The sequence below is a fragment of the Hymenobacter sp. IS2118 genome (genome assembly GCF_000715495.1).
In the GTDB taxonomy this organism is placed as follows: Bacteria; Bacteroidota; Bacteroidia; order Cytophagales; family Hymenobacteraceae; genus Hymenobacter.
Genome location: NZ_JNLX01000060.1, coordinates 1 through 24,375, shown reverse-complemented (window position 1 = coordinate 24,375; position 24,375 = coordinate 1). Strand labels below are relative to the sequence as shown.

Here is a 24,375-nt window from a genome sequence, read left to right as displayed (position 1 = left end):
TCAACAAAAAAGCCCGCTGATTAGCGGGCTTTTTTGTTGGCCATTGCGGCAAGGTCGGCTTCCATTATATCCAAGCGGGCCAAAAATTCTGCTGCGAATTCCCAAGGATGATTTTCACGCTTACCCGCCTTCTCTGCTTCGTAACGTTGCCTCCGAAAAGCGTCAGCAGCCATTTGCACAATTATTTTGTCGGCTTGGCCAGCAATTTTGAATTGCCCGAAAGCAACTGCAATTACTGCTTTGTCTATCTCACCATTTAGGGACTGGTCATCGTGCAGAATAGTATCCAGCTGCGCCAATTCGGTCAAATTGAGATAAGCAGTGTCAAACCCCCAATCATTGGCCAGCATGTTGCGAAGAAAAGTTACGGCCCTGGTTCCGGCCGTTCGTTCCCGATACCATTCCTGAAGATTGGATAAAGTGTCACTGCCTGAATCGTTGCCAAAAGGCGAAAAATCGTCCGCGCAATCGTAGTAAAAGTCGGCTGAAGCATGCGCAACAAAAATAGGATGACTGGTTTCCCAAGCCAATCCTTCTTCCTCGTCATCAAAGTACAGCGCGCTCATCACTCAATCGAATTATACACTCACCCCGAAATCCCGCAGCGCGTCGTTCAGCGACGTTTTCAAATCCGTGCTGGGCTTGCGTTGGCCGATGATGAGGGCGCACGGCACCTGGTACTCGCCGGCCGGAAACTGCTTGGGAATAGTGCCGGGAATGACCACCGAGCGCGGCGGGACGTAGCCCCGGTACTCTTTGGGCTCGGGGCCGGTTACGTCGATGATTTTGGTGCTACCCGTGATGGTGACGCCCGCGCCAATCACGGCCTCTTTGCCGATGCGGCAGCCTTCGACCAGGATACAGCGCGAGCCGATGAAGGCGCCGTCTTCGATGATGACCGGGGCTGCCTGCACGGGCTCCAGCACGCCGCCCAGGCCCACGCCGCCGCTCAGGTGCACGCCTTTGCCCACCTGGGCGCAGCTGCCCACGGTGGCCCAGGTGTCCACCATCGTGCCCTCGCCCACGTAGGCGCCGATGTTGGTGTAGCTGGGCATGAGGATGACGCCGGGCGCCAGAAACGCGCCGTAGCGGGCCACAGCGGGCGGCACCACACGTACCTGCTGACCAGCATAGTCGGTTTTGAGCCGCATCTTGTCGTGAAACTCAAAGGGCCCCACTTCCTGGGTGCTCATCTGACGGATGGGGAAGTAGAGAATCACGGCCTTCTTCACCCATTCGTTGATGGTCCACTCGCCGCCGTCTTCAGTGGGCGGGGTGGCCACGCGCAGGCGGCCTTTGTCCAGCTCCTCGATGACGTGCTCGATGGCGGCTTTGGTTTCGGGAGTTTGGAGCAGAGCGCGGTCGGCCCAGGCGGCTTCAATTTGGGTTTGCAGGTCGGACATCGGTAAAGAAATATTAATCTGGTCAGTCGACGAAGAATGCCGCGACTCCCTTCGAAGCCGCAAAACTAGCATCTTTGGGTCGTGCTTGGCTCCGGTTCTTCTCAATTAGTGGTGTTGCTGGCTTCGGTTTTGAAACCTGTGGACGACACCCGTATGCGCGAAAAGTTTGCCGAAACGCTGCTTAGCCGGCCTCAGTCGCAGGTGCACGTGGCCGGCCGCAGTCCCGGCAGCGACCTGAAAACCGGCACAGCCAAAGAATTTTCCTGCGTCACCCAACATTCAATTTTCCAAGGTTCGCGCCTCAGCCTGGGCCGTCTCACGGCCCAATGGCGGTACGGGCGGCTGCTGCAAAGGCTGCGGCCCGCCGTGGTTGTCGTGCACGCGCCGGAGCTGCTGCCGCTCACCCTGCTCTGGCAGGCGGTGGGCACCGGCCGCCGGTTTCTGTATGACATCCGCGAAAACTACGCCCTGAATGTGAGCACGCAGCGCGTGTACAAGGGTTGCGTCCGGCGCGGGCTGGCGGCTGGGCTGCGCTGGATGGAGTCGCTGGCGGCCCGCCGCGCCGCCGGCATCATCCTGGCCGAAGCCAGCTATGCCGAAGAGTTGCCCTTTTTAAGCCAGCTCCCGCCTAGCCGGGTGCTGGTGCTCGAAAACAAATACCAGCCGCTCCCCGGAGAACTGCTGCCCCAGCAGCCGCAGCCGCTCCCGCCGGCTACTGAGCCGCTCCGGCTGCTCTATTCCGGCACCATTTCCGAGCTCAACGGCGTGTGGGAAGCCATTGCCTTTGCCGACCAGCTGCACCAAGCGTGGCCCGGCGGCACCCACCTCACCATCATCGGGTTTTGCCAGCAGCCAGACCTGCTGCGGCAACTACGGGCGAAAGTGGCCGCGCACCCGGCCAGACTGACCTTGGTGGGCGGGGCCGAACCGGTGCCGCACGCCCACATTGTGGCCGCAATAACGCGCAGCCACCTGGGCTTACTGCCCTACCAGCCGCACCCCAGCACCGAACGCTGCCGCCCCACCAAGCTGTTCGAATACCTGGCGCACGGCCTGCCCGTCATTTCCTCGCCCAATAGGCTGTGGCTTGAGCTGCTGAGTAAACACGGCGCGGGCTGGCAGCTCGATTTCGCCCGGCCAATCGATAGCGAGGCGGTTGTGACCCGTTTGCAAACCAGCAATTTTTATCCGTCGGGCCTGCCGACTGATGTTCTGTGGGCTGCGGAAGGGAAAAAATTGTGGCTTTTGCTGGATTCTCTCGTTTAACCTGCCACCTTTGCCCCCCGTTTTACGTCAAGTGCGCAGCTGTTCTTTACAGCGCATTGGTACCAAAACCACCTCTTTTTTTTAGACTTCCCATTTATTCTCCGTCATCCATGGCAACCCTACGTCAGTCTTACATCGCCGGTGTCGGCCATTACGTGCCCAGCCGGGTCGTTACCAACGCCGAGCTGGAACCCATGATGAATACGTCCGATGCCTGGATTCAGGAACGGACCGGCATCCAGGAGCGGCGCTGGTTTGAGGAAGGCAAGGACACCACGGCCAACATGGGTGCCAACGCCGCCCGCAAAGCCCTGGAAATGGCCGGCGTGACGCCCGACGACGTGCAGCTGATTGTGTTCGCCACACTCTCGCCCGATTATTTCTTTCCCGGTTCCGGCGTGCTCCTGCAACGCGAGCTGGGCATGAAAAACAACGCCCCGGCGCTGGACGTGCGCAACCAGTGCTCCGGCTTCATCTACGCCCTCTCGGTGGCCGACCAGTTCATCCGCACCGGCATGTACGATACCGTGCTAGTGGTGGGCTCTGAAATCCACTCCTCCGGTCTCGACAAAACGCCTGAGGGCCGGGGCGTTTCGGTCATTTTTGGCGACGGCGCCGGGGCCGTGGTGTTGCGGCCCAGCACCGACGAAGGCCGGGGCATTCTCAGCACCCACCTGCACGCACAGGGCGAGCACGCCGAAGAGCTGATTGTGAAGGAACCCGGCTCGAACCGCGCCGACCGCCTGCAATACGTGCTCGACAACCCGCAGGAGCTATATCCTTACATGAACGGCCAAAACGTGTTCAAGCATGCCGTGGTGCGTTTTCCGCAGGTTATAAAAGAGGCGCTGGACCAAAATGGCCTTGCTTCGACCGACATCGACATGCTCATTCCGCACCAGGCCAACCTGCGCATCACGCAGTACGTGCAGCAGAAAATGGGCCTTTCCGATGACAAAGTATTCAGCAACATCCAGCGCTACGGCAATACCACCGCCGCCTCGGTACCCATTGCCCTGAGCGAAGCCGTGCAGGAAGGCAAAATCAAACGCGGCGACCTCGTGTGTCTGGCCGCGTTCGGCAGCGGCTTCACCTGGGCCTCGGCCCTGATTAAATGGTAGATATGGTTTAGCTGCTAGCTGAAAGCCGTTAGCCGTTAGCTTTTTGCTGACGTCCGACCACCAAGCTAACAGCTAATAGCTTTCAGCTAGCAGCTAGCAGCTAGCAGCTAAAAAGAAATGCCCAGCCACACCGAAGAAAATTACCTTAAAGCCGTCTACAAACTGGCCGAGGCCGAGCCCGACAACAGCGGCGTGAGCACCAACCGCATTGCCGCCGCCCTCGCCACCCGCGCGGCTTCGGTAACGGACATGCTCCGCCGACTGGCCGACAAGGGCCTGCTGAACTACGAGCGCTACCGGGGCGTGCAGCTCACGGCCGAGGGCCAGCGCCTGGCCTTGCTCACCATTCGCAAGCACCGCCTCTGGGAGGTATTTCTGGTGCAGCACCTGGGTTTCAACTGGGACGAGGTGCACGAGGTAGCCGAGGAATTGGAGCACGTACAGTCGCCCCTGCTTATGCAGCGGCTCGACGGCTTCCTGGGCCACCCGGCGCTCGACCCGCACGGCGACCCCATTCCGGCCGAGGATGGGGCCATGCGCCGCCCCGCCCACCGCCTGCTGGCCGACTTGGCCGTAGGCGAGCTAGGCACCCTGGCTGCCGTCAAAAACACCACGGCCCCCTTCCTGCAATACCTCGACAAAGTCGGGTTGCAGCTCGGCGCTTTGGTTGAAGTGCTGGATAAAGTCCCCTTTGACAACTCGTTTGAAATCAGAATCAATAAAGAACGAACTGCTTTGATTTCAGCGGAAGTCAGCAACAACCTGTTCGTGACCGAATAAGCCGGACGACGGGCAAGCATCTACCAAATCCGTGAAATCCGATTAATCCGAGCGAATCCGTGGTCCAGACATTATTTTCCGATACGATAGTCGCGTTGTCTACGCCGCCGGGCGCGGGCGCGCTGGCCGTTATCCGCTTATCCGGCGGGGCGGCCGTGACCCTCACGGCGGCAGTTTTCTCCAAGAAAAGCCTGACCACGGCAGCGGGCCATACCCTGCACTACGGCATCCTGCGCGACCCTGATAGCGGCGCAATTCTCGATGAAGTAGTGGTGGCCCTCTACCGCAATCCCCGCTCCTTTACCCGCGAAGACGTGGTGGAAATCAGCTGCCACGGCTCCGACTACGTGGTGCGGCAGGTGCTGGCCCTGTTCCTGCGCCAGGGCGCCCGCCTGGCCGAAGCCGGCGAGTTCACCAAGCGCGCTTTCCTGAACGGCGCAATGGACCTGGCCCAGGCCGAAGCCGTGGCCGACCTCATCGCCGCCGATTCGGCTCTGAGCCACCGCGTGGCGCTGAATCAGCTGCGGGGCGGCTTCTCGCAGGAGCTGCGCGAGCTGCGCGGCCGGCTTATCAAGTTCGCTGCCCTGCTGGAGCTGGAGCTGGATTTTGGGGAGGAAGACGTGGAATTTGCCGACCGCACGGGCCTGGCGCACCTGCTGGCCGAAGTGCGGGGCGTGGTAGCTGGCCTGCTCCGGTCGTTCGAGCTGGGCAACGTCATCAAAAACGGCATCACCGCCGTGATTGCCGGCCGGCCCAACGCGGGTAAGTCCACGCTGCTCAACGCGCTGCTGCGCGAGGAGCGCGCCATCGTTTCGGCCATTCCGGGCACCACGCGCGACTTTATCGAGGATGAGGTGAGCATCGACGGCCTCCGGTTCCGGTTCGTGGACACGGCCGGCCTGCGCGACGACCCGGCCGACGAGGTGGAAGCCATCGGCGTGCGCCGGACCCGGCAGCGGGTACGCCAGGCCGCCCTGCTGCTCTACCTCTTCGATTTGAGCGAGCTGACGCCCGCCGAAGTGCAGCAGGAAATTCAGGAGCTGACCACTGGGCTGGCTATTCCGGTGCTGGCTGTGGGCAACAAAACTGATTTATCAACCGCCGAGGCATTAGCTGGTTTTGAAACAGATTTTCGGGTGGGTCAAGCCTTAGTGGCTGGCGCCGTGCCCCTGGTTTTCGTGGCGGCCGGCCAACAGCTGGGCCTGAACGACCTGCAAACGGCCCTGCTGGCCCAGGTACGGGGTACTGCTCTGGAAAATACGGCGTCGGCCACCATTGTCACCAACGTGCGTCATGCGCGGGCCCTCGAAACGGCCGCGTCGCACCTTGCGGCCGTGCAGGCAGGCCTCAATACTGGCTTGGGCACCGAGTTGCTGGCCGCCGATTTGCGGCACGCGCTGGCGGCACTGGGTGAGATAACCGGCGAAATTTCATCCGAAGACCTTCTTACCAGCATTTTTACCGAATTCTGCATCGGTAAATAAGGATTTGAATGCCTCCGCCTGCATTTATTATCGAACATCTGGCCTACTTTTTCGGTACTAGGGCCTGTGCGAATGGCTGGAAATCTTCCCGGTTTACGGCTTGTGCCGTAGTTTCGCACCGTAACTTCTCTTTCATCACTCCCGCCCATGGCAGAATCTGCTGAACTTATCCTCGACGGCAAATCCATCACCTTGCCCGTCATTGAAGGCACCGAACACGAAAAAGCGTTTGATATCGGCAAACTGCGCGACCAAACCGGCTATGTCACCCTCGATTCGGGCTACAAAAACACCGGCGCCACCAAAAGTGCTATCACGTTTCTCGACGGCGAAGAAGGCATTCTCCGGTATCGCGGCTACCCCATTGAGCAGTTGGCCGAAAAATCCAGCTTTCTGGAAGTCGCCTACTTGCTGATTTACGGCGCCCTGCCCACGGAAAAGGAATTTGCCGCCTTCAACCACAGCATCACGCAGCACACCCTCGTGCACGAGGACATCCGCAAGATTCTCGATGGCTTCCCCTCGTCAGCCCACCCCATGGGCATCTTGTCTTCGCTGATTTGTTCGCTCACGGCGTTCTATCCGAAGAGCATCGCGCCCGAAATCAGCAAGGAAGAGCTGGATTTGAACATCGTGCGCCTTATGGCCAAGATTTCGACCATCGCCGCCTGGAGCTATAAGAACTCGGTGGGCCACCCGCTCATCTACCCGCGCAACGACCTGGATTATTGCGCCAACTTCCTCTACATGATGTTCAGCTTCCCGACGGAGAAGTACGAAGTCAACCCAATTGTAGTAAGCGCCCTCAACAAGCTGCTCATCCTGCACGCCGACCACGAGCAGAACTGCTCGACCAGTACCGTTCGCCTGGTGGGCTCGGCCAATGCCAGCCTCTACGGCTCGGTTTCGGCGGGCATCAACGCCTTGTGGGGCCCCCTGCACGGCGGTGCCAACCAAGAAGTGGTTGAAATGCTGGAATCTATCGAAGCCGACGGCGGCGACACCAGCAAATGGATAGCCAAAGCCAAGGATAAGAACGATTCGTTCCGCCTCATGGGCTTCGGCCACCGCGTCTACAAAAACTTCGACCCCCGCGCCACCATCATCAAAAAGGCGGCCGACGAAGTATTGCACGCCTTGGGCCTGCAGGACAGCCCGCTGCTAAAAATCGCACAGGAGCTGGAACAAGCGGCACTCACCGACGAGTACTTCGTGGAGCGCAAGCTGTACCCGAACGTCGACTTCTATTCCGGCATCATCTATAAAGCCCTGGGCATCCCGACCGAGATGTTCACGGTGATGTTTGCCCTGGGCCGTCTGCCCGGCTGGATTGCCCAGTGGAAGGAAATGCGCGAGAACAAGGAGCCCATCGGCCGCCCCCGCCAGATTTACACCGGCGAGCTGGAACGCGACTACGTTGGTATTGCCGAGCGCGCCTAGCCATCTTTTGCCTACGGCAAACACAAAAAAAGCCCGCTCTGCAAAGCGGGCTTTTTCGTGGCCGGGTGAGTCGGTAAGCAAGTCCCTCCCCTACTTCACGCGGTGGGCAGTGAAATTGGTGCGAAGGGCCTGGTAAGCCAGCAGCTGCTGGGGCTTGAGCAGGTACATCAGCTCGCTTTCATAGCGCTGCTGCGCCCACGAGAGCTGCGTGTCGCGCTCTTCGGCGCTGGCACCGTTGAGCAGAATCTCCAAATCGCGACGCTCCGTGAGCATGTTCAGGTGCAGCTGCTTCACGGCCAGGTACTGGGCCTCGTTGAAGTGGATGCGGTTGGCCAGCGCCCGGGTGAGCGTGGTGGCCCGGCTCATCATGGCTTGCGAGTAAGAGCCGTCGCCCGGACCAGCAGCCTGGGCGGCCGGCGAGATGCTAACGCCTGCAGCAATGCAAGTAGCGAAAAACAAATTTTTCATGGGTTTGGGGGTTTAAGGTGAAAAAAGTTGCGAGAATGCCAAATGGCTATTGGTTGACTGGTTCAAACGTAAGCACAATTTATTTTTGAACGAAATATATTTTTTTTGGCACTTTTTGCATGCAACGATTTCTACTGAGTCACATAAAATATTGATTTTAAATATTATAGATTCGACAAAAAAATAACGTCATTAGGCCAAAAAAAAGCCTGCCATCAGGCAAGCCATATTTATTTCCCACCAAAATGATATTATATTATCATTTACCTAAAGCCTTACTTTAAGTAAAACCGCACTTTTCGCCGCTTTTCGGGTTCAGGACCATACCGCAAAGCAGCGGCTTGGAAGACCGTTTTAGAGTACCTCATCAGGTAATTATGCTGGTTCGAGCTAGTATAATGGCAGCTGGCTACTGCTCAAAACTGGCAGTTTACAGAATACGCAGCTCGATGCGGCGGTTGAGTTGCCGGTTCGCCTCGGTATCGTTGGGTGCAAGGGGGTTGCGGTCCCCGTAGCCTTTGGCACGTAGGCGGGCGGGCGCAATGCCGTGGCCCGCCAGGTACGTAACGACTGATTGGGCCCGCCGCTCCGAAAGCTGCAGGTTGGCTTCGGAGGTGCCCACGTTATCGGTGAAACCCGAAACCTGTATCTGCACGTCCTGGTACTGGCGCAGGAACTCGATGAGGCGGTTTAGCTCAGTTCTGGATTTAGGTTTAAGCTCGTACTGGTTGGTGTCGAAAAACAGGTTATTCAGCACCATAGTGCGTCCGGCGCGCACGGGCTCCAGGTAAATATCCAGGGTCAGTGGGTCGAAAGCACGCTTGTCGGAATAGTCAAAACTGAGGCTTTTGAGCAGGTATTTGTCGGCGGCGGCGTACATGGCGTAGTGGTGGCCCTCGTTCAGCACCACCGTGTAGTCACCATACTCCGGGTCTGAGGTCACAAATTGCGTCAGCACGTCGGTATCGATGTCATAGAGTTTGACTTCGGCTTTGAGCGGCTTCTTCGTGATGGCATCGAACACCCGGCCCTGCGTGTAAGTGCTGGTTTCGCGGGCCTTCACCACGGGCGCCACCGCGAAGCTGAACAGCTCCACCGGCCGTTCGCGCACCAGGCGCGAGCCAGCGGCGGGCTCGTCAGAAGCGCGGCTGCGCGAGCAAAACCCCTTCTGGTTATCCGAAGTAATGAAAAGCGAAGCTTCGTTTTCGAAGGTATTGAGCGGATAACCCAGGTTTTTGGGTTCGCTCCACTTCGCATCCGCACCCTGCTCGCACCGGAACACGTCGAGCCCGCCCATGCCCACCAGCCCGTCGGTGACGTAATAAAGCGTGGTGCCGCTGGCATGAATAAAGGGGGCCATGTCCTTGCCAGCGGTGTTTACGGGCGTGCCCAGGTTCTGGGCGGGGCTCCAACCGCCGTTGGCTTGCAGGGTGGTCACGTAAATATCTTCCTGTCCTTGGCCGCCGCGCCGGGTCGAGGTGAAGTAGAGCGTGCGCCCGTCGGCCGAAAGCGAGGGCTGCGAGTCCCACTCCGTAGAATTCACGTTGATGCCCAGATTGGCCGGAGCGCTCCAGTTGTTGCCGGTGCGCCGCGAAATGTACAAATCGCAGTTGCCGATGGCCTTGGGACGGTCGCAGGAGGCAAAAACCAGGGTTTTACCATCGCCCGAAATCGTGCCGGCCCCTTCGTTATAGCTGGTATTGATGGCGCGCGAGATGGGCACCGGCGCCCCAAAAGTGGCATCCTTGTTCTGGCGGCTCACAAACAGGTCTTCGCCGCTGCTGGCGGCCGGCCGGCCCGTGAAGAGCAGAAACCGGTTATCGGCAGTAAGGGCCGGAAAATACTGGAACTTAAAGGCGTTGAGTGGCGCCGGCAACGGCACCGGCGCCTCGCCCACGGGGTTTTTGAGGGCTTCCAGCGCAAACTCGCAGGTACGCAGCTGCCGCTCGGCTTTGGCCAGGTTGCGGTAGGTTTTGGGCGCCACTTTCAGCAGCATCTTATAAGCGTCCAGCGCGGTTTGGTACTCGCCGTAGCTCAGGGCCAGGTCGCCCAGCAGCTGGTATTCGGCGGCGTGAGAGGCGTCGAGCGCCACTTTGCTCAAGCCGTCGCGGTAGGCCGCCAGGGCGCCCCGGTTGTTGCCAATTGCCTTCAGCAGCGAGCCCTTCATCAGGTACGGCTCCCCAAACGAGGGGAACTTCTCGTTGAGCTGGTTCAGGCTTTCGATGGCCTTGATGAAGTCCCGCTCCTTGACCTGTTGCTGGGCTTTTTCGAGCAGGTTGCGGGCCTTGGTGTTGGTAGGCGGCGCAATTTTAACAGGAGTCTGGCTCCAGGCCGGAACCAGGAGCAGCAGCCATACCAGAAACGTCGTTCCGAGCCGCAAAGCTCCCACCACTGAAATAGCACGCATAGAATAAGCTACGGGATGTCTAGATACTTATGCGTTTGCAGCGAAACCTGCCAGCGCGGGTGCTGCTTCACGTATTCGACCAGCTCGGGCGTCATCCGGGCGGCCCGGCTCCATTCGGGCTGCAGGTAGAGGCGGGCTGCGGCCGGTACCTGTGCCGCGTGTTCTTCGGCCCAAGCAAAATCGTGCCCATTAAAAATGACCACCTTCAGCTCGTGGGCCGCCGCCAGCACGTCCGGCAGCGGTGCCTTAAACTTCTTGGGCGACAAGCAAATCCAGTCCCAGGTACCCGACAGCGGGTGCGCGCCCGAGGTTTCGAGCCAGGTGCGGCAGCCGGCGGCGTGCAGGGCCGTTGTGAGCGGCCCCAACTCGTGCATCAGCGGCTCGCCACCGGTAATTACCACGTCGCGGCCGGGATGGGCCAGTACCGCTTCGACCAATTGGGCCACGGACTGGCGCGGGTGCGCGTCGGCATCCCACGACTCCTTTACGTCGCACCAAACGCAGCCCACGTCGCAGCCACCCAACCGAATGAAGTAGGCGGCCCGGCCAGTATTATAGCCTTCGCCCTGAATGGTGTAGAACTGCTCCATGACAGGCAGCAGCAAGCCCGATACCGGTGCCACTTCAGCACCATTTAATACAACTATTTCTGGAGAAAGCAAATTCACGGTAATCATAACGTAATGCGTCAGAAAGCACAGCAGTCTGAACGTTGACACAGGAACACACCGTTCCCAAGGCCGGACTTTAAAAGTACGGCTTAGCTAAAGCTTAACCAAATATTCCTAACTATCCGCGGGTAGGATTGGGGTATATTTCGCCCGTGGCAGCGCGGAGCGTATTGAGTAACAGCATGGCAATGGTCATCGGGCCAACCCCGCCCGGCACGGGCGTAATAGCCGACGCCAGAGGCGCCACCTCAGCAAAATTCACATCGCCCTTGAGCGTGTAGCCGCTCTTCTTGCTGGCATCGGCCACGCGGGTCGTGCCCACGTCAATCACCACGGCGCCGGGCCGCACCATGTCGGCCGTCACGAACTCGGGCCGTCCGATAGCTGCCACCACGATGTCGGCAGTGCGGCAGATTTCGGCCAGGTTCCGGGTGCGCGAATGACATAAAGTAACCGTGCAGTTGGCCGTATCCAAATTCTTGGCCAACAGTATACTAACCGGCGTACCTACAATGTTGGAACGGCCGATAACCACGCAGTGCTTGCCGCTGGTTTTGATGCCCTGCCGCGCCAGCAGCTCCACAATGCCCGAGGGCGTGGCGGGCAGCAGGGCGGGCAGGCCGGCCACCATCCGGCCAATGTTCATGGGGTGAAAACCGTCCACGTCTTTCTCCGGGCGGATGGCCTCGATGACCTTTTCGGGGTTGATGTGGGCCGGTAGCGGGAGCTGCACAATGAAGCCGTCAATCTCGGGGTCCTGGTTCAGCTCGGCTACTTTGGCCAGCAGGTCGGCCTCGGTGATGTCATCTTCGTAGCGCAGCAGCGTGGACTGGAACCCGACCCGCTCGCAGGCCAGCACTTTGTTGCGCACGTAGGTTTCGGAGCCCCCGTCGTGGCCCACGAGAATGGCGGCCAGGTGCGGCACCTTTTTGCCCTGGGCTTTGAGGGAGGCCACGGCCGCCGCGATTTCAACTTTAATGTCCTCGGCGGTTTGCTTGCCGTCGATGAGGTTGGTGGTGGTTACGGAATTCATAAAACGGGTGTGGCATCCTAAGTACCGCGAAGGACCTTTTCACGCCTCGCACGGCAAGTGATAGCAAATCTGACATGAGGCAGCCGTGATGAGATGCTTCCTGCGTCAGCCTGACAAAACGCATAAAAAAAGCGGCCCGAAAGCCGCTTTTTACAAATCAATCAATTTTCAGAACGGCCAGGAAAGCTTCCTGGGGGATTTCGACGGAGCCCACGGAGCGCATCCGCTTTTTGCCTTCTTTCTGCTTTTCGAGCAGCTTGCGCTTCCGGCTGATGTCGCCACCGTAGCACTTGGCAATTACGTTTTTGCGCAGGGCCTTCACGGTTTCGCGGGCGATGATTTTCTGCCCGATAGACGCCTGAATGGCGATGTCGAACATCTGGCGGGGCAGCAGCTCGCGCAGCTTCTCGCAGAGGCGGCTGCCCCACTGGTAGCTCTTGGAGCGGTGCACGATGGCCGAGAGGGCGTCCACTTTTTCGCCGTTCAGCATCACGTCCAGCTTCACCATGTCGGCTTCGCGGAAGCCAATCAGCTCGTAGTCGAGCGAGGCGTAGCCGCGGCTGATGGTTTTAAGCTTATCAAAGAAGTCGAATACAATTTCGGACAGCGGCAGCTCAAAGGTCATTTCCACCCGCTCGGAGGTGAGGTAGGACTGGCCCTTGATAATGCCGCGCTTGTCCATGCACAGCGTGATGATGGGGCCCACGTAGTCCGAAGCTGTGATAATCTGGGCCCTGATGAAGGGCTCTTCGATGAGCTTTATCATGTTCGGGTCCGGCATCTCGCTCGGCGCGTTGATGGTCAGCATTTGGTCCTTGGTGCCGATGGCGTGGAACTGCACGCTCGGCACCGTGGTAATCACCGTCATGTTGAACTCGCGCTCCAGGCGCTCCTGCACAATTTCCATGTGCAGCATGCCCAGAAAGCCGCAGCGGAAGCCGAAGCCCAGCGCCACCGACGTTTCGGGCTCCCACACCAGCGAGGCGTCGTTGAGCTGCAGCTTTTCCATGCAAGAGCGCAGCTCTTCGTACTCGGTGGTTTCGACGGGGTAAATACCGGCGAACACCATTGGCTTCACATCGGCAAAGCCCTGAATAGCTTCGGTGGTAGGGCGCGCCACGTGCGTAATCGTGTCGCCCACTTTCACCTCGCGGGCTTCCTTGATGCCCGAGATGAGGTAGCCCACGTTGCCGGCGCTCATTTCCTGGCGCGGCTCCTGGTTGAGGCCCAAAATACCGATTTCGTCGGCCCCGTATTCCTTCCCCGTGGCCATAAACTTCACCTTGTCGCCTTTGCGCATGGTGCCGTTTTTGATGCGGAACAGGACTTCGATGCCCCGGTAGGAGTTGAAAACCGAGTCGAAAATCAACGCCTGCAAAGGAGCTTCCGGGTCGCCTTTAGGGGCCGGAATCCGGTCGCAGATGGCGTTGAGGATGGCTTCGATACCGATGCCGGTTTTGCCTGAGGCGTGCAGGATATCGCCGGGCTCGCAACCAATCAGGTCCACGATTTCGTCGGTCACCTCTTCCGGCATAGCGTGCGGCAGGTCGATTTTGTTGAGCACCGGAATGATTTCCAGATTGGCCCCGATGGCGAGGTACAGGTTGGAAATCGTCTGGGCCTCAATGCCCTGCGAAGCATCCACAATCAGCAAAGCGCCTTCGCAGGCGGCAATGCTACGGCTCACTTCGTAGCTAAAGTCGACGTGGCCGGGCGTGTCAATCAGGTTCAGCGTGTAGATTTCCCCTTTGTAGGGGTACTGCATCTGAATGGCGTGGCTCTTGATGGTGATGCCGCGCTCGCGCTCCAGGTCCATGTTGTCGAGCAGTTGGGCCTGCATGTCGCGCTTGGCCACGGTGCTGGTAAACTCCAACAGGCGGTCGGCCAGGGTACTTTTCCCGTGGTCGATGTGGGCAATGATGCAAAAGTTGCGGATATTCTTCACAGGAGGCGGTTTTTCAGTCCGCGAAGGTACGAAGCACGGGGCGCAAAAGCCAGCCGATGGCCCTGGGGCGAATACTATGCTATAGCTGGTTTTATGATTTCAGGTTCTTAGTTTTGCTGGTTGCCCTTTTTGGCATCCATTTCACCACTTGCTCATGCAATCGGAAACCACTACGCCTGCTGCTATTTCTTCCGAAACAGACAAATCCAAATTTTTGGTTGCCGCCTTCAACGGGGCCGCCCTGTACATCCTCACGTACTATCTGGTGTGGGGCCTGCACGATGCCGCGAAGTTTGGATTATCCCGGTTTTGGCACCTGCGCGGCATGTGGACGCCCAGCCGTGTGGTTTACACCATGGCTGATAATGAGTGGTGGCGCAAGGCCGTGGTGACGGTATATGCCGTGGGGCCGGCCCTCTGCCTGGTGGTGGGCTTGGCCGCGTTCGTGTGGTTCTGGCGGTATGCCCGCGCGCAGCGCGGCCTGTTCAAGCTCCTGTTGCTGTGGCTCACTTTCCACAGCTGCAATGCCGTATTTGGCGCGCTGCTGGCCGACACATTTACGCACTCAGGTTTTTACTATGTTCCGGATTGGCTGTTCAAAATGGGCAAGGTGCTCGACTATATTTTGGCCGGTCTGGCGGGGCTGGTTCAGCTGGGGTTGGGCTATTTCGGGGCGGTTGCCTTCCTGCAGGCCCACGATTCGCGAACGGTGATGCGCCATTTCAACCGCAAGCTGATGGTATTTTCAACCTTAATAGTGCCTTGGGTGGTTGGCGGGCTGTTTATTTCGGTAGCCAAGCTGCCCTACCTATCCATCCAGGAAGTGTTGCATCTGCTGGCAATGGGCTTGCTACTCCTGCCAATGGCGGCGGGTTGTTTGAATGAAACGTTTTCCGAAACCGTGCGGCGTGCGCTCCCCACCAACGTGGCCTGGGGGCTGGTGGGACTAGCCGTGCTGGTGGCCCTGGCGTGGCGCCTTGCCCTGAGCCCGCCCGTAGCATTTGGGTAAATACCCGCGAGTGAAGCGGAGGATTTAACAGCCAGCATCCGACAAAATGCTTCGGCAGCCTGTGCCAGAAAGCCGGGTTGCAGCTGCGCAAATACTGCTTGAAAGTGAACATGCCGGGTCGAAAGCCGTTGTGACAGGGAACCTTTTTTCTTTCAAATCCAACAATCTCATGGGAATCACCTTAGAACAAGCGCAGTTGGCCCTCAAGGCCGCCCACCAGAAAGCCGTGGCCATGAACGTGAAGATGAACATTGCCGTGGTAGATGCCGGGGCCAATCTCGTCGCCTTCATTCGCATGGACGACGCCTGGCTCGGCTCGCTCGACATCTCCATCAAGAAAGCCAAGACGGCCCGCTTTTTCGACATGCCCACCGGCGCTATCGGCGGGTTGTCGCAGCCCGGCGGCTCGCTTTTCGGTATTGAGCACTCCAACGGCGGCCTCATCACCTTCCCCGGCGGCATCCCCATCAAGGGACGCAGCGGGGGGGTAATGGGCGCCATCGGCGTATCGGGCAGCACCGTGGAAGACGACCATGCCGTGGCCGAAGCCGGCGTGAAGGCACTGGAGAACAACTAGTTTACCGCGCAAAATCAAAGCAGCCGGGCTTCCTATTCAGGGAGCCCGGCTGTTTGCGTTTACGCCGCCGCGCGGGGTGCTACCGGCGCTTGGAAATCTTGTTGAAAGTGATATTTTTCTGCAGCGTGGACTTAAAGCGGGCGTCATCGACGGCGCTTTTGACGCGGTGCTTGGTGGCCCGGCCCTGCACGCGGGCCCGCCACATGCGCCACGAAGAAGCCTTCATTTCCCGCCGCATCAGCTTGATAACTTCGGCCTCGGGCAGGCCGAATTGCGCTTCAATGGCTTCGAACGGCGTACGGTCTTCCCAGGCCATTTCGATGATGCGGTCAATGTCGGCCGGGCTTAGTTCGGGTGGTTTCATCCTCATTTATTGATTAGTAGCAAGCGTAGCGGTTGGCCCCGGTATAACAGTCAAAAGCGCGTTTTGGCCTTCCTCAAATTGTAGGCTATTACAATAAACGATACCAGGCGCTGCGTCAATATTCAGCATCCTTTTAGCGGTATATCTGTTTAAGCTACGGACTCTGGCAGTGTCTGTGCGGCAGGTTGCTTCACGTACTTTCCCTCTTTTCGTATTGGATGACTCATCCAGAAATATCCGCCACGAAGAGCGAGCTACATGCGCAGACACAGACAAAAAATATCCTACTGGAGTTACAGAAGCAGAAAACCTTTCGGTGATAAAATCGCAAAACAGTTAAACCAAAACATGCGTTTGGTTAAAAAGACCCACTCTAGAAGAATCCAGAATGAAACCCATAAGCAACGATAAAACCGACACCACAACATTCGAGATGGGCGGTCAATGCCCCTTTGGCGGCGACCGCATCGGCGGCGTGCAGGGCACGCCGCCCGCCCTCTCCGACTGGTACCCCAACCGGCTGAAAGTGGAGCAGCTGCACCAGAATGGCCCGCAGGCCAACCCGCTCGGCGACGACTTCAACTATGCCGAAGCATTCAACAGCATCGACCTGGAGGCGCTGAAAACCGAAATCAAAACCTTCCTCACTACTTCGGTGGATTGGTGGCCGTCGGACTACAATAACTACGGGCCGCAGATGATTCGCATGGCCTGGCACTCGGCCGGCACCTACCGCATTGCCGACGGCCGGGGCGGCGCCGGGGAAGCCTTGCAGCGCTTTGCCCCCATCGACAGCTGGTGGGACAACGGCAACACCGACAAGTCGCGCCGCCTCATCTGGCCCATCAAGCAGAAGTACGGCAGCGCCCTTTCGTGGGCCGACCTCATTGTGTTGACGGGTAACTGCGCGCTGGAAATCATGGGCTTCCCTACTTACGGCTTCGCCGGCGGTCGCCAAGATGCCTGGGAGGCCGATAACGGCACTTACTGGGGCCCGGAAGTATGGGACGGGCATAAGAAACACACCCCCGACGAAATGGTAAGCCGCGACAAGCGCTGGCGCGGCCGCAACGGCGATGCCGACTACGACCTGGAAAACCCGCTGGCGGCCTCCCACCAATCCCTGATTTACGTAAACCCCGAAGGCCCTTACGGCAAGGGCGACCCGCTGGGCTCGGCCCGCGACATTCGGATTACGTTTACCCGCATGGCCATGAACAACGAGGAAACCGTGGCCCTGATTGCCGGCGGCCACGCCTTCGGCAAAAGCCACGGCATGGTGCCGGCCGCCGAAATTGGCGTGCAGCCCGAGATTGCGCCCATGGAGCAGATGGGCCTGGGCTGGCACAACCCCAAGGGCAAGGGCAACGCCGAAAACACGAGCACCAACGGCATTGAGGGCAGCTGGACGCCCAACCCAACGCAGTGGGATAACGACTACCTCATCAACCTGTTCAAGTTTGACTGGGAGCAGACCAAGAGCTCGGCCGGCGCGCTACAGTGGACCCCGGTGGACAAAAACGCCCCCAAAACGCCCGACGCGCACATCGAAGGCCAGATGAACGACCTGATGATGATGACCTCCGACATCGCCCTGAAGGAAGACCCCGAATACCGCAAGGTGTGCGAGAAGTTCCTCGGCGATTTCGACGCCTTCACCCAGGCTTTCTCCAAGGCGTGGTACAAGCTGACCCACCGCGACATGGGCCCGCGCGAGCGCTACCTCGGCCCCGAAAAGGTGAACGAGAACGACTTGCTTTGGCAGGACCCCATTCCGGTGGCCGATTATACCATAATCGACGCGGCGGACATTGAGGCGCTGAAAAAGTCGATTCTGGCTTCAGATATTTCCGCTTCGGACCTGGTGTACACCGCTTTTTCGGCGGCGGTTACGCACCGTAGCAGCGACAAGCGCGGCGGGGCCAACGGTGGCCGCCTGGCGCTGGCGCCGCAGAAGGACTGGGAAGTGAACCGCCGTACGGTGCCCGTTATCGCGGCCCTGCAATCGGTAATGGAGGAGTTCAACGGCCCGGACAAGGACAGCAAAGACCACAGCGGCAAGCGCGTATCGCTCGCCGACCTTATCGTGCTGGGCGGCTGCGCAGCGCTCGAAAAAGCGGCCGCTGATGCGGGCGTGGCCACTGCGGTGCCTTTCACGCCGGGCCGCCGCGATACGACGCAGGAACTCACCGATATCGAAATGTTTACCTGGCTGAAGCCGGTGGCCGACGGCTTCCGCAACTACCTCGACCAGGATTTTAATAAGATTTCGCAGGGCGTTGCGCCCGAGGAAATTTTCCTCGACAAGGCGCAGCTGCTCTCGCTCACCACCCCCGAGTGGGTGGCGCTCACCGGCGGCCTGCGCGCCATGAACGCCAACCACGACGGCTCCGCCCACGGCATCTTCACCGACCGGGTGGGCGTGCTGAGCAACGACTTCTTCACCGTGCTCACCAGCACCGACTATGACTGGAAGAAGTCGGACTCGCGCGGCATGACCTTCTGGCTCACCGACCGCGCTTCGGGTAAAAACCGCTACTCGGCCACCCGCGCCGACCTCGTGTTCGGGGCCAACAGTCAGTTGCGCGCCGTGGCCGAAGTGTATGCCGCCGGGGCCGATGGCCACAAGCGCTTCGTGAAGCAGTTCGTGAAGGCCTGGGACAAGGTGATGATGCTCGACCGCTACGACGTGAAAGTGTAGCGCTTGCCCGCGCTCAGAACCGCGAACAACACCCGACAGCGGGCGGCTACATCGTAAGTAGCTGCCGCCCCAACTGCAACAGCCGGGCCGCCAGTAGTGGCGGTCCGGCTGTTTTCGTTTTGCGTTTTTACGCAGCCTCGGCCAATCGTTTCGACCGTAACTTGCTACTTCACCAACGAGCCCTTTATCATGAACCCGCTTTTTGCCGACGAGCCTTTGGTTTTGGACGACCCCTACATGAGCCGCATGAGCGAGGAGGAGTTCTTCGCCTTCTGCCAGCAGCACCGCAAATGGCGCATCGAGCGCAATGCCCAGCAAGAAATCCTGATTATGGCTCCTACCTTCTCGCTCACCGGCAAGCGTAACGCTCGGCTCATCGGTCAACTTTACGCTTGGTGGAACATGCACCCCGAAGCCGGCGAAATTTTCGATTCCAACGCAGGTTTCACGCTGCCCAACGGGGCCGTGCGCTCGCCTGATGCCTCCTGGGTGCCAGCCGCGCAGTGGAACGCGCTGAGCCCCGAGCAGCAGGAGAAATTCGCGCACATCTGCCCGCCGTTTGTAGTGGAACTGCGGTCCAAAACCGACTCGTTGAAGGTACTGCTGGCCAAGTTGGAAGAGTACCGCGCCAACGGTACTGCACTGGGCTGGCTACTTTCCTGCGATGATGAAACGGCCTATATTTTCCGCACCGGGCAGGTTGGTTATGAAACCGTGCAGAGCTTTGAGCGGGAGCTTTCGGGCGAGAACGTGCTGGTAGGGTTTGCGCTGGATTTGCGGAAGTTGCGGTAGTAACCGCGCCGAAGAAATTTTCGCACAGAGTTAAAAGAGTTTGGAACACCCAAAAACTCTTTTAACTCTGTGAGCTCTGTGCAAAACCGCTTTCGAATTTGTTTCTCCGGCCACCCCGCCGGGGCATATTCCGTACCTTCGTACACGTTTTTCACGCTCCCTAACGGCGGACTTCAACTCTGCCTTCTAATTTATATGCACCCCGCTCCCACCGCGCCCTACAAACCGAAGAACCACGTTCGCATCGTCACCGCCGCCGCTTTGTTCGACGGGCACGATGCGGCTATTAACATCATGCGCCGCATCATTCAGAGCAGCGGCGCGGAGGTTATTCACCTCGGGCACAACCGCTCGGTGCAGGAAATTGTGGACTGCGCCATTCAGGAGGATGCACAGGCCATTGCCATTACCAGTTACCAGGGCGGGCACAATGAGTACTTCAAGTACATGCACGACTTGCTGCAGGAGCGTGGCGCGGGCCACATCAAGCTCTTCGGCGGCGGCGGCGGCGTGATTCTGCCCACCGAAATTGCCGACCTAATGGACTATGGCATCACCCGCATCTACTCGCCCGATGATGGCCGCGCGATGGGCCTGCAAGGCATGATTAACAACCTGCTGGAACAAGCCGACTTCCCCACGGGCCAGAACCTGAACGGTGAGGCCAGCCACGTCAAGGAGAAGGACGCCCGCAGCATCGGCCGCCTGATTTCGGCGGCGGAAAACTTCCCCGAGGAGTTTAAAAGAGCTTTTAGCCAACAGCTGTTAGCTGATAGCTCCCGTTCTGACGAGAAGCTATCAGCGAACAGCTCTGAGCTAACAGCTAATAAAACAGCTCCCATTCTCGGCATTACCGGCACGGGCGGCTCGGGCAAGTCGTCGCTGGTGGATGAGTTGGTGCGGCGGTTTCTGATGGACTTCCCGGAGAAGACCATCGCCATTATTTCGGTGGACCCCAGCAAGCGCAAGACAGGCGGGGCGTTGCTCGGCGACCGCATTCGGATGAATGCCATCAACTCGCCGCGGGTGTACATGCGCAGCCTAGCCACGCGCCAGAGCAACCTCGCGCTGTCGCGCTACGTGCAGGACGCGGTGGACGTGGTGAAGGCCGCGAATTACGATTTGATTATTCTGGAGACTTCGGGCATCGGCCAGAGCGATACCGAGATTATTGAGCACTCCGACGCCAGCCTGTACGTGATGACGCCGGAGTACGGCGCGGCCACGCAGCTGGAGAAAATCGACATGCTCGATTTTGCGGATGTGATTGCGCTGAACAAGTTTGATAAGCGCGGGGCGCTGGATGCGCTACGCGACGTGCGCAAGCAGTACCAGCGCAACCACGGGCTGTGGGACACGGCCACCGACCAGATGCCGGTGTTTGGCACGATTGCCTCGCAGTTCAACGACCCCGGCATGAACCGGCTGTACCGGGCGGTGCTGAAGATGCTGGAAACCAAAACCGGGGCCACCTTCGCCTCGCACCTGGAAACCAGCGTGGAGGATTCGGAGAAAATCTACATCATCCCGCCGAGCCGCACCCGCTACCTGTCGGAAATTGCGGAGAGCAACCGCGCCTACGACCAGCGGGTGCGCGAGCAGGCCAATATTGCTGAGGTGGCCGGAGCCTTTGCCAAACTGGAGGAGCACTACCGCGCCGATAAAAACAGCTCGGAAAGCACCATCGAGGAATTTACCAAGAACAAGCAGACGCAGCTGCGCCGGCTGGATGCCGACAGCCAGGCGTTGCTGGAAAACTGGGAAGCCACCCTCCAGAATTACCGCGACCCGGAGTACGTGTATGAGGTGCGGGGCAAGAAGATTAAGGTGCAGACGCATACCAAGTCGCTGTCGGGCAATATGATACCGAAGGTGTCGGTGCCGCGCTATTCGGGCTGGGGCGACCGGCTGCGCTGGGCGATGCAGGAGAATTTCCCCGGCGAGTTTCCGTACACGGCGGGCGTGTTCCCGTTCAAGCGCGAGGGTGAGGACCCCACGCGGATGTTTGCCGGCGAGGGCGGGCCGGAGCGCACCAACCGCCGCTTCCACTACGTGAGCATGGGCTTGCCGGCCAAGCGCCTGAGCACGGCCTTCGACTCGGTGACGCTCTATGGCGAGGACCCCGACCACCGGCCCGACATCTACGGCAAAATCGGCAACGCGGGCGTGAGCATCGCCTGCCTCGACGACGCCAAGAAGTTGTATTCGGGCTTCGACTTGAGCGCCCCGAGCACGTCGGTTTCGATGACCATTAACGGGCCGGCGGCCACGCTGGCGGCGTTTTTCATGAACGCGGCCATCGACCAGAACTGCGAGAAATACATCCGCGAAAACGGGCTGGAAGACGAGGTGAGCGCGAAAATGGACGCGCTGTACGCTGGCTACGGGCAGCCCCGCCCCCACTACCAGGGCGAATTGCCGGCCGGCAACGACGGCCTGGGCCTCATGCTGCTGGGCGTGACCGGCGACCAGGTGCTGCCCGCCGACGTGTACGCCGCCATCAAGGCTAAGACGCTGACGCAGGTGCGCGGCACCGTGCAGGCCGACATTCTAAAGGAAGACCAGGCGCAGAATACCTGCATTTTCAGCACCGAGTTTGCCCTGCGGTTGATGGGCGACGTGCAGCAGTATTTCATCACCGAGCGGGTAAGGAATTTCTACTCCGTTTCGATTTCGGGCTACCACATTGCCGAGGCGGGGGCCAACCCGATTACGCAGCTGGCCCTGACGCTGAGCAACGGCTTCACGTTCGTGGAATATTACGTGAGCCGGGGCATGAGCGTGAACGACTTCGCGCCCAACCTGAGCTTCTTCTTCTCCAACGGCATCGACCCGGAATACGCCGTGATTGGGCGGGTGGCGCGCCGCATCTGGGCCAAGGCCATGAAGCTGAAGTACGGCGCCGACGCCCGCAGCCAAATGCTGAAGTACCACATCCAGACCTCGGGCCGCAGCCTGCACGCGCAGGAAATCGACTTCAACGACATCCGCACCACGTTGCAGGCGCTGTATGCCATCTACGACAACTGCAACTCGCTGCATACCAACGCCTACGACGAGGCCATCACCACGCCCACCGAGGAATCGGTGCGCCGGGCCATGGCCATTCAGCTCATCATCAACCGCGAGCTGGGACTGGCCAAGAATGAAAACCCGCTGCAAGGCTCCTTCATTATCGAGGAGCTGACCGAGCTGGTGGAAGAGGCGGTACTGCTCGAATTCGACCGCATCACGGAGCGCGGCGGCGTGCTCGGCGCAATGGAAACGATGTACCAGCGCGGCAAAATCCAGGAGGAAAGCATGCACTACGAGATGCTGAAGCACACCGGCGAGTACCCCATCATCGGCGTGAATACCTTCCTCTCGTCCACGGGCTCGCCCACGGTGGTGCCAGCCGAAGTCATCCGCGCCACGGAGGAGGAAAAGCAGTACCAAATCGACATGCTCATCCTGCTGCACCAGCGCAACGCGGCCCAAACGCCGGCGCGCCTCAAGCAGCTCCAGCAAATCGCCGTGGCCAACGGCAACCTGTTTGACGAGCTGATGGAAACCGTGAAATTTTGCTCACTGGGCCAGATTACGAACGCGTTGTTTGAGGTTGGCGGGCAGTACCGGCGAAATATGTAAGGAGTTCGAAGCCATTTTTAATTCAAAGACTATGATTAAAAACGCTGAGGAAATTCTTGCAGAAATCTCTCTTTTACGTACTGCCATTAGAGCTAGCAATACATCTGCTGAAGCTCGGCCGCACAGAAAGCGGATAGTGCAACTTCGTAAAGAACTTGATGTAATACCTGGGAAAGAGGTTCATAAGCCAAGGGCACCTAGCAATAAGACTTCCAGCAGTCCAGAAGAGGAAGCATCACGAAGGCACGAGAAAGAGATGGCGGAGGTGTCTCGGCTTGGAGCAGCAATAGCTGCCAGTAAAACCAAAGTTGAAGCTCAGAAATACCGAGACATTCTTCAAAAAAAGATTGATAAGCTAGAAGAGAAAATTAAAGCTTCTGAAGCTCAAAGCCGAGCAATGATGGCGGAGGTACGTGCTTTCAATGCAGAAGACAGGCTACGCCGCAAAACATTTAATCCCTTCACGAAGCATTTGAAAGACGCTGACAAATCAGCTATTAACAACTCTTCTTTGGATTCTATAAAAAGAATCAATGTATTAATATTTGAGAAAAACTTATTCACAGAGCCTGTAACAACAGTTGAATTTGCAAATAAGAATCTGCCTTCCTTTTTCACTCACCAGCAAGCAAGCAATCTTTGCGGTAAGATGGCTGACCCTATCGCAAGAGACATCGCAACAAAATTCAACCATGATAGCCAACAGACTTATAATTTGCATTTTTTAGCAAATCAAGCTTTAGAATACTATGGTGGGCATGTAATTACCTTCTTGCTTGGATTGAGGAAATTTGAGCTTCATAAAAAAATTACCTCTATTAAAGTCCCTACTAACTATCATATCACTAGTGCTAGTATTGACTTCCCAACAATTACCCTAACTGCTGCGCACAAGGAGAAATATACTATTGTTTTTCACTTACAAGAAGGTGAGTTAGCCAACTCAACCAGTAAGGTTCGCATTTACAGTAAATCTCTAGCTAACCGAATTGGGAGTGTTAATGAACAGGGCCGTTTTATTCAAAATATTGATGGGGCGAAGCCTTTTGCAATACTCTTTTGTGAATTTGTGAGGGGGCGAAAAATGATTGAGTTTTCATCCGGGGTAGAAACAGGCTCTTGCTTTGCTTGTGGCAAAACATTAACTAATTCGATTTCTATCAAGTATGGCATCGGTCCGATATGCCTACAGAATATGGGCGGCTCCGTTTAGCTAACTAATTCTATAGTGGCATTTATTACTACTTAACAGCTTCTCCTGCTTCTCCCCAGCTACGCCACGCGGCG

General features: G+C 58.4%; 19 protein-coding genes. 11 read left to right on the top strand and 8 right to left on the bottom strand.

What is annotated here, in order from left to right; genetic code table 11:
- Positions 1-20 precede the first annotated feature (20 nt).
- Together GM79_RS04160 and GM79_RS04155 are read right to left on the bottom strand one after the other, a co-directional pair.
- A complete protein-coding gene (locus GM79_RS04160) occupies positions 21-566 on the bottom strand; it encodes a hypothetical protein (protein ID WP_035559741.1) in 546 nt (181 codons plus the stop codon).
- 12 nt (positions 567-578) lie between these two features.
- Complete coding sequence (locus GM79_RS04155) at positions 579-1,403, bottom strand: 2,3,4,5-tetrahydropyridine-2,6-dicarboxylate N-succinyltransferase (protein ID WP_035559738.1); 825 nt, start codon at positions 1,401-1,403, stop codon at positions 579-581.
- Between the two features lie 138 nt (positions 1,404-1,541).
- On the opposite strand from GM79_RS04155, the gene GM79_RS04150 reads away from it, so the two are divergent.
- From GM79_RS04150 to GM79_RS04130, 5 genes are all read left to right on the top strand, one after another.
- Positions 1,542-2,669, top strand: coding sequence for a glycosyltransferase (locus tag GM79_RS04150; RefSeq protein ID WP_152559818.1), 1,128 nt, complete (start codon positions 1,542-1,544; stop codon positions 2,667-2,669).
- 110 nt (positions 2,670-2,779) lie between these two features.
- Positions 2,780-3,790, top strand: coding sequence for a 3-oxoacyl-ACP synthase III family protein (locus tag GM79_RS04145; protein WP_035559733.1), 1,011 nt, complete (start codon positions 2,780-2,782; stop codon positions 3,788-3,790).
- Positions 3,791-3,907: 117 nt separating this feature from the next.
- Positions 3,908-4,570, top strand: a complete 663-nt coding sequence (locus tag GM79_RS04140) for a metal-dependent transcriptional regulator (protein ID WP_035559730.1) — start codon at positions 3,908-3,910, stop codon at positions 4,568-4,570.
- 59 nt (positions 4,571-4,629) lie between these two features.
- Positions 4,630-6,054, top strand: coding sequence for a tRNA uridine-5-carboxymethylaminomethyl(34) synthesis GTPase MnmE (gene mnmE / locus GM79_RS04135; RefSeq protein ID WP_035559728.1), 1,425 nt, complete (start codon positions 4,630-4,632; stop codon positions 6,052-6,054).
- Between the two features lie 147 nt (positions 6,055-6,201).
- A complete protein-coding gene (locus GM79_RS04130; protein WP_035559726.1) occupies positions 6,202-7,494 on the top strand; it encodes a citrate synthase in 1,293 nt (430 codons plus the stop codon).
- A 90-nt stretch (positions 7,495-7,584) separates the two neighbouring features.
- Here the strand turns inward: GM79_RS04130 and GM79_RS04125 are convergent, their stop codons facing one another.
- The 5 genes from GM79_RS04125 to lepA form a co-directional block, all read right to left on the bottom strand.
- Positions 7,585-7,962 carry a hypothetical protein gene (locus tag GM79_RS04125; RefSeq protein ID WP_035559724.1) on the bottom strand — a complete coding sequence of 126 codons (378 nt, stop codon included), beginning with the start codon at positions 7,960-7,962 and terminating at the stop codon, positions 7,585-7,587.
- 430 nt (positions 7,963-8,392) lie between these two features.
- The gene (locus GM79_RS04120) at positions 8,393-10,369 is read right to left on the bottom strand and encodes an OmpA family protein (RefSeq protein ID WP_035559722.1); all 1,977 of its coding nucleotides are present in this window, start codon (positions 10,367-10,369) and stop codon (positions 8,393-8,395) included.
- Positions 10,370-10,377: 8 nt separating this feature from the next.
- Entirely contained in the window at positions 10,378-10,959 is a 582-nt protein-coding gene (locus GM79_RS04115) for a 7-carboxy-7-deazaguanine synthase QueE (RefSeq protein ID WP_200875580.1), read from the bottom strand.
- A gap of 199 nt (positions 10,960-11,158) precedes the next feature.
- Positions 11,159-12,073, bottom strand: a complete 915-nt coding sequence (locus tag GM79_RS04110) for a bifunctional 5,10-methylenetetrahydrofolate dehydrogenase/5,10-methenyltetrahydrofolate cyclohydrolase (RefSeq protein ID WP_035559720.1) — start codon at positions 12,071-12,073, stop codon at positions 11,159-11,161.
- A 157-nt stretch (positions 12,074-12,230) separates the two neighbouring features.
- On the bottom strand, positions 12,231-14,018 hold the full coding sequence (lepA, locus tag GM79_RS04105) for a translation elongation factor 4 (protein ID WP_035559717.1): 1,788 nt from the start codon (positions 14,016-14,018) through the stop codon (positions 12,231-12,233).
- A gap of 154 nt (positions 14,019-14,172) precedes the next feature.
- On the opposite strand from lepA, the gene GM79_RS04100 reads away from it, so the two are divergent.
- Together GM79_RS04100 and GM79_RS04095 are read left to right on the top strand one after the other, a co-directional pair.
- Positions 14,173-15,027 (top strand): hypothetical protein, encoded by an 855-nt coding sequence (locus GM79_RS04100; RefSeq protein WP_035559715.1) that lies wholly within the window; start codon positions 14,173-14,175, stop codon positions 15,025-15,027.
- Positions 15,028-15,196: 169 nt separating this feature from the next.
- A complete protein-coding gene (locus GM79_RS04095) occupies positions 15,197-15,604 on the top strand; it encodes a GlcG/HbpS family heme-binding protein (protein ID WP_035559713.1) in 408 nt (135 codons plus the stop codon).
- Positions 15,605-15,683: 79 nt separating this feature from the next.
- Here the strand turns inward: GM79_RS04095 and GM79_RS04090 are convergent, their stop codons facing one another.
- The gene (locus GM79_RS04090; RefSeq protein WP_035559711.1) at positions 15,684-15,968 is read right to left on the bottom strand and encodes a TIGR03643 family protein; all 285 of its coding nucleotides are present in this window, start codon (positions 15,966-15,968) and stop codon (positions 15,684-15,686) included.
- A gap of 388 nt (positions 15,969-16,356) precedes the next feature.
- Here GM79_RS04090 and katG point away from each other — a divergent pair, with 388 nt between their 5' ends.
- The 4 genes from katG to GM79_RS24610 all read left to right on the top strand — a co-directional run bounded on the left by katG (position 16,357) and on the right by GM79_RS24610 (position 24,301).
- Positions 16,357-18,669: a catalase/peroxidase HPI gene (gene katG / locus GM79_RS04085; protein WP_035559708.1), complete on the top strand. Its 2,313-nt coding sequence runs from the start codon at positions 16,357-16,359 to the stop codon at positions 18,667-18,669.
- Positions 18,670-18,858: 189 nt separating this feature from the next.
- Positions 18,859-19,461 carry a Uma2 family endonuclease gene (locus GM79_RS04080; protein WP_035559705.1) on the top strand — a complete coding sequence of 201 codons (603 nt, stop codon included), beginning with the start codon at positions 18,859-18,861 and terminating at the stop codon, positions 19,459-19,461.
- 195 nt (positions 19,462-19,656) lie between these two features.
- Positions 19,657-23,088, top strand: a complete 3,432-nt coding sequence (locus tag GM79_RS04075; protein WP_035559702.1) for a methylmalonyl-CoA mutase family protein — start codon at positions 19,657-19,659, stop codon at positions 23,086-23,088.
- Positions 23,089-23,119: 31 nt separating this feature from the next.
- Entirely contained in the window at positions 23,120-24,301 is a 1,182-nt protein-coding gene (locus GM79_RS24610) for a DUF6011 domain-containing protein (protein ID WP_152559817.1), read from the top strand.
- The last annotated feature ends 74 nt before the right edge of the window (positions 24,302-24,375 follow it).

Bases quoted from the DNA above. Each gene is read 5' to 3' on its own strand.
- GM79_RS04160 (WP_035559741.1), bottom strand. From the start codon at position 566: ATGAGCGCGCTGTACTTTGATGACGAGGAAGAAGGATTGGCTTGGGAA.
- GM79_RS04155 (WP_035559738.1), bottom strand. From the start codon at position 1,403: ATGTCCGACCTGCAAACCCAAATTGAAGCCGCCTGGGCCGACCGCGCT.
- GM79_RS04145 (WP_035559733.1), top strand. From the start codon at position 2,780: ATGGCAACCCTACGTCAGTCTTACATCGCCGGTGTCGGCCATTACGTG.
- GM79_RS04140 (WP_035559730.1), top strand. From the start codon at position 3,908: ATGCCCAGCCACACCGAAGAAAATTACCTTAAAGCCGTCTACAAACTG.
- GM79_RS04130 (WP_035559726.1), top strand. From the start codon at position 6,202: ATGGCAGAATCTGCTGAACTTATCCTCGACGGCAAATCCATCACCTTG.
- GM79_RS04125 (WP_035559724.1), bottom strand. From the start codon at position 7,962: ATGAAAAATTTGTTTTTCGCTACTTGCATTGCTGCAGGCGTTAGCATC.
- GM79_RS04120 (WP_035559722.1), bottom strand. From the start codon at position 10,369: ATGCGTGCTATTTCAGTGGTGGGAGCTTTGCGGCTCGGAACGACGTTT.
- GM79_RS04115 (WP_200875580.1), bottom strand. From the start codon at position 10,959: ATGGAGCAGTTCTACACCATTCAGGGCGAAGGCTATAATACTGGCCGG.
- GM79_RS04110 (WP_035559720.1), bottom strand. From the start codon at position 12,073: ATGAATTCCGTAACCACCACCAACCTCATCGACGGCAAGCAAACCGCC.
- GM79_RS04100 (WP_035559715.1), top strand. From the start codon at position 14,173: ATGCAATCGGAAACCACTACGCCTGCTGCTATTTCTTCCGAAACAGAC.
- GM79_RS04095 (WP_035559713.1), top strand. From the start codon at position 15,197: ATGGGAATCACCTTAGAACAAGCGCAGTTGGCCCTCAAGGCCGCCCAC.
- GM79_RS04090 (WP_035559711.1), bottom strand. From the start codon at position 15,968: ATGAAACCACCCGAACTAAGCCCGGCCGACATTGACCGCATCATCGAA.
- katG (WP_035559708.1), top strand. From the start codon at position 16,357: ATGAAACCCATAAGCAACGATAAAACCGACACCACAACATTCGAGATG.
- GM79_RS04080 (WP_035559705.1), top strand. From the start codon at position 18,859: ATGAACCCGCTTTTTGCCGACGAGCCTTTGGTTTTGGACGACCCCTAC.
- GM79_RS04075 (WP_035559702.1), top strand. From the start codon at position 19,657: ATGCACCCCGCTCCCACCGCGCCCTACAAACCGAAGAACCACGTTCGC.
- GM79_RS24610 (WP_152559817.1), top strand. From the start codon at position 23,120: ATGATTAAAAACGCTGAGGAAATTCTTGCAGAAATCTCTCTTTTACGT.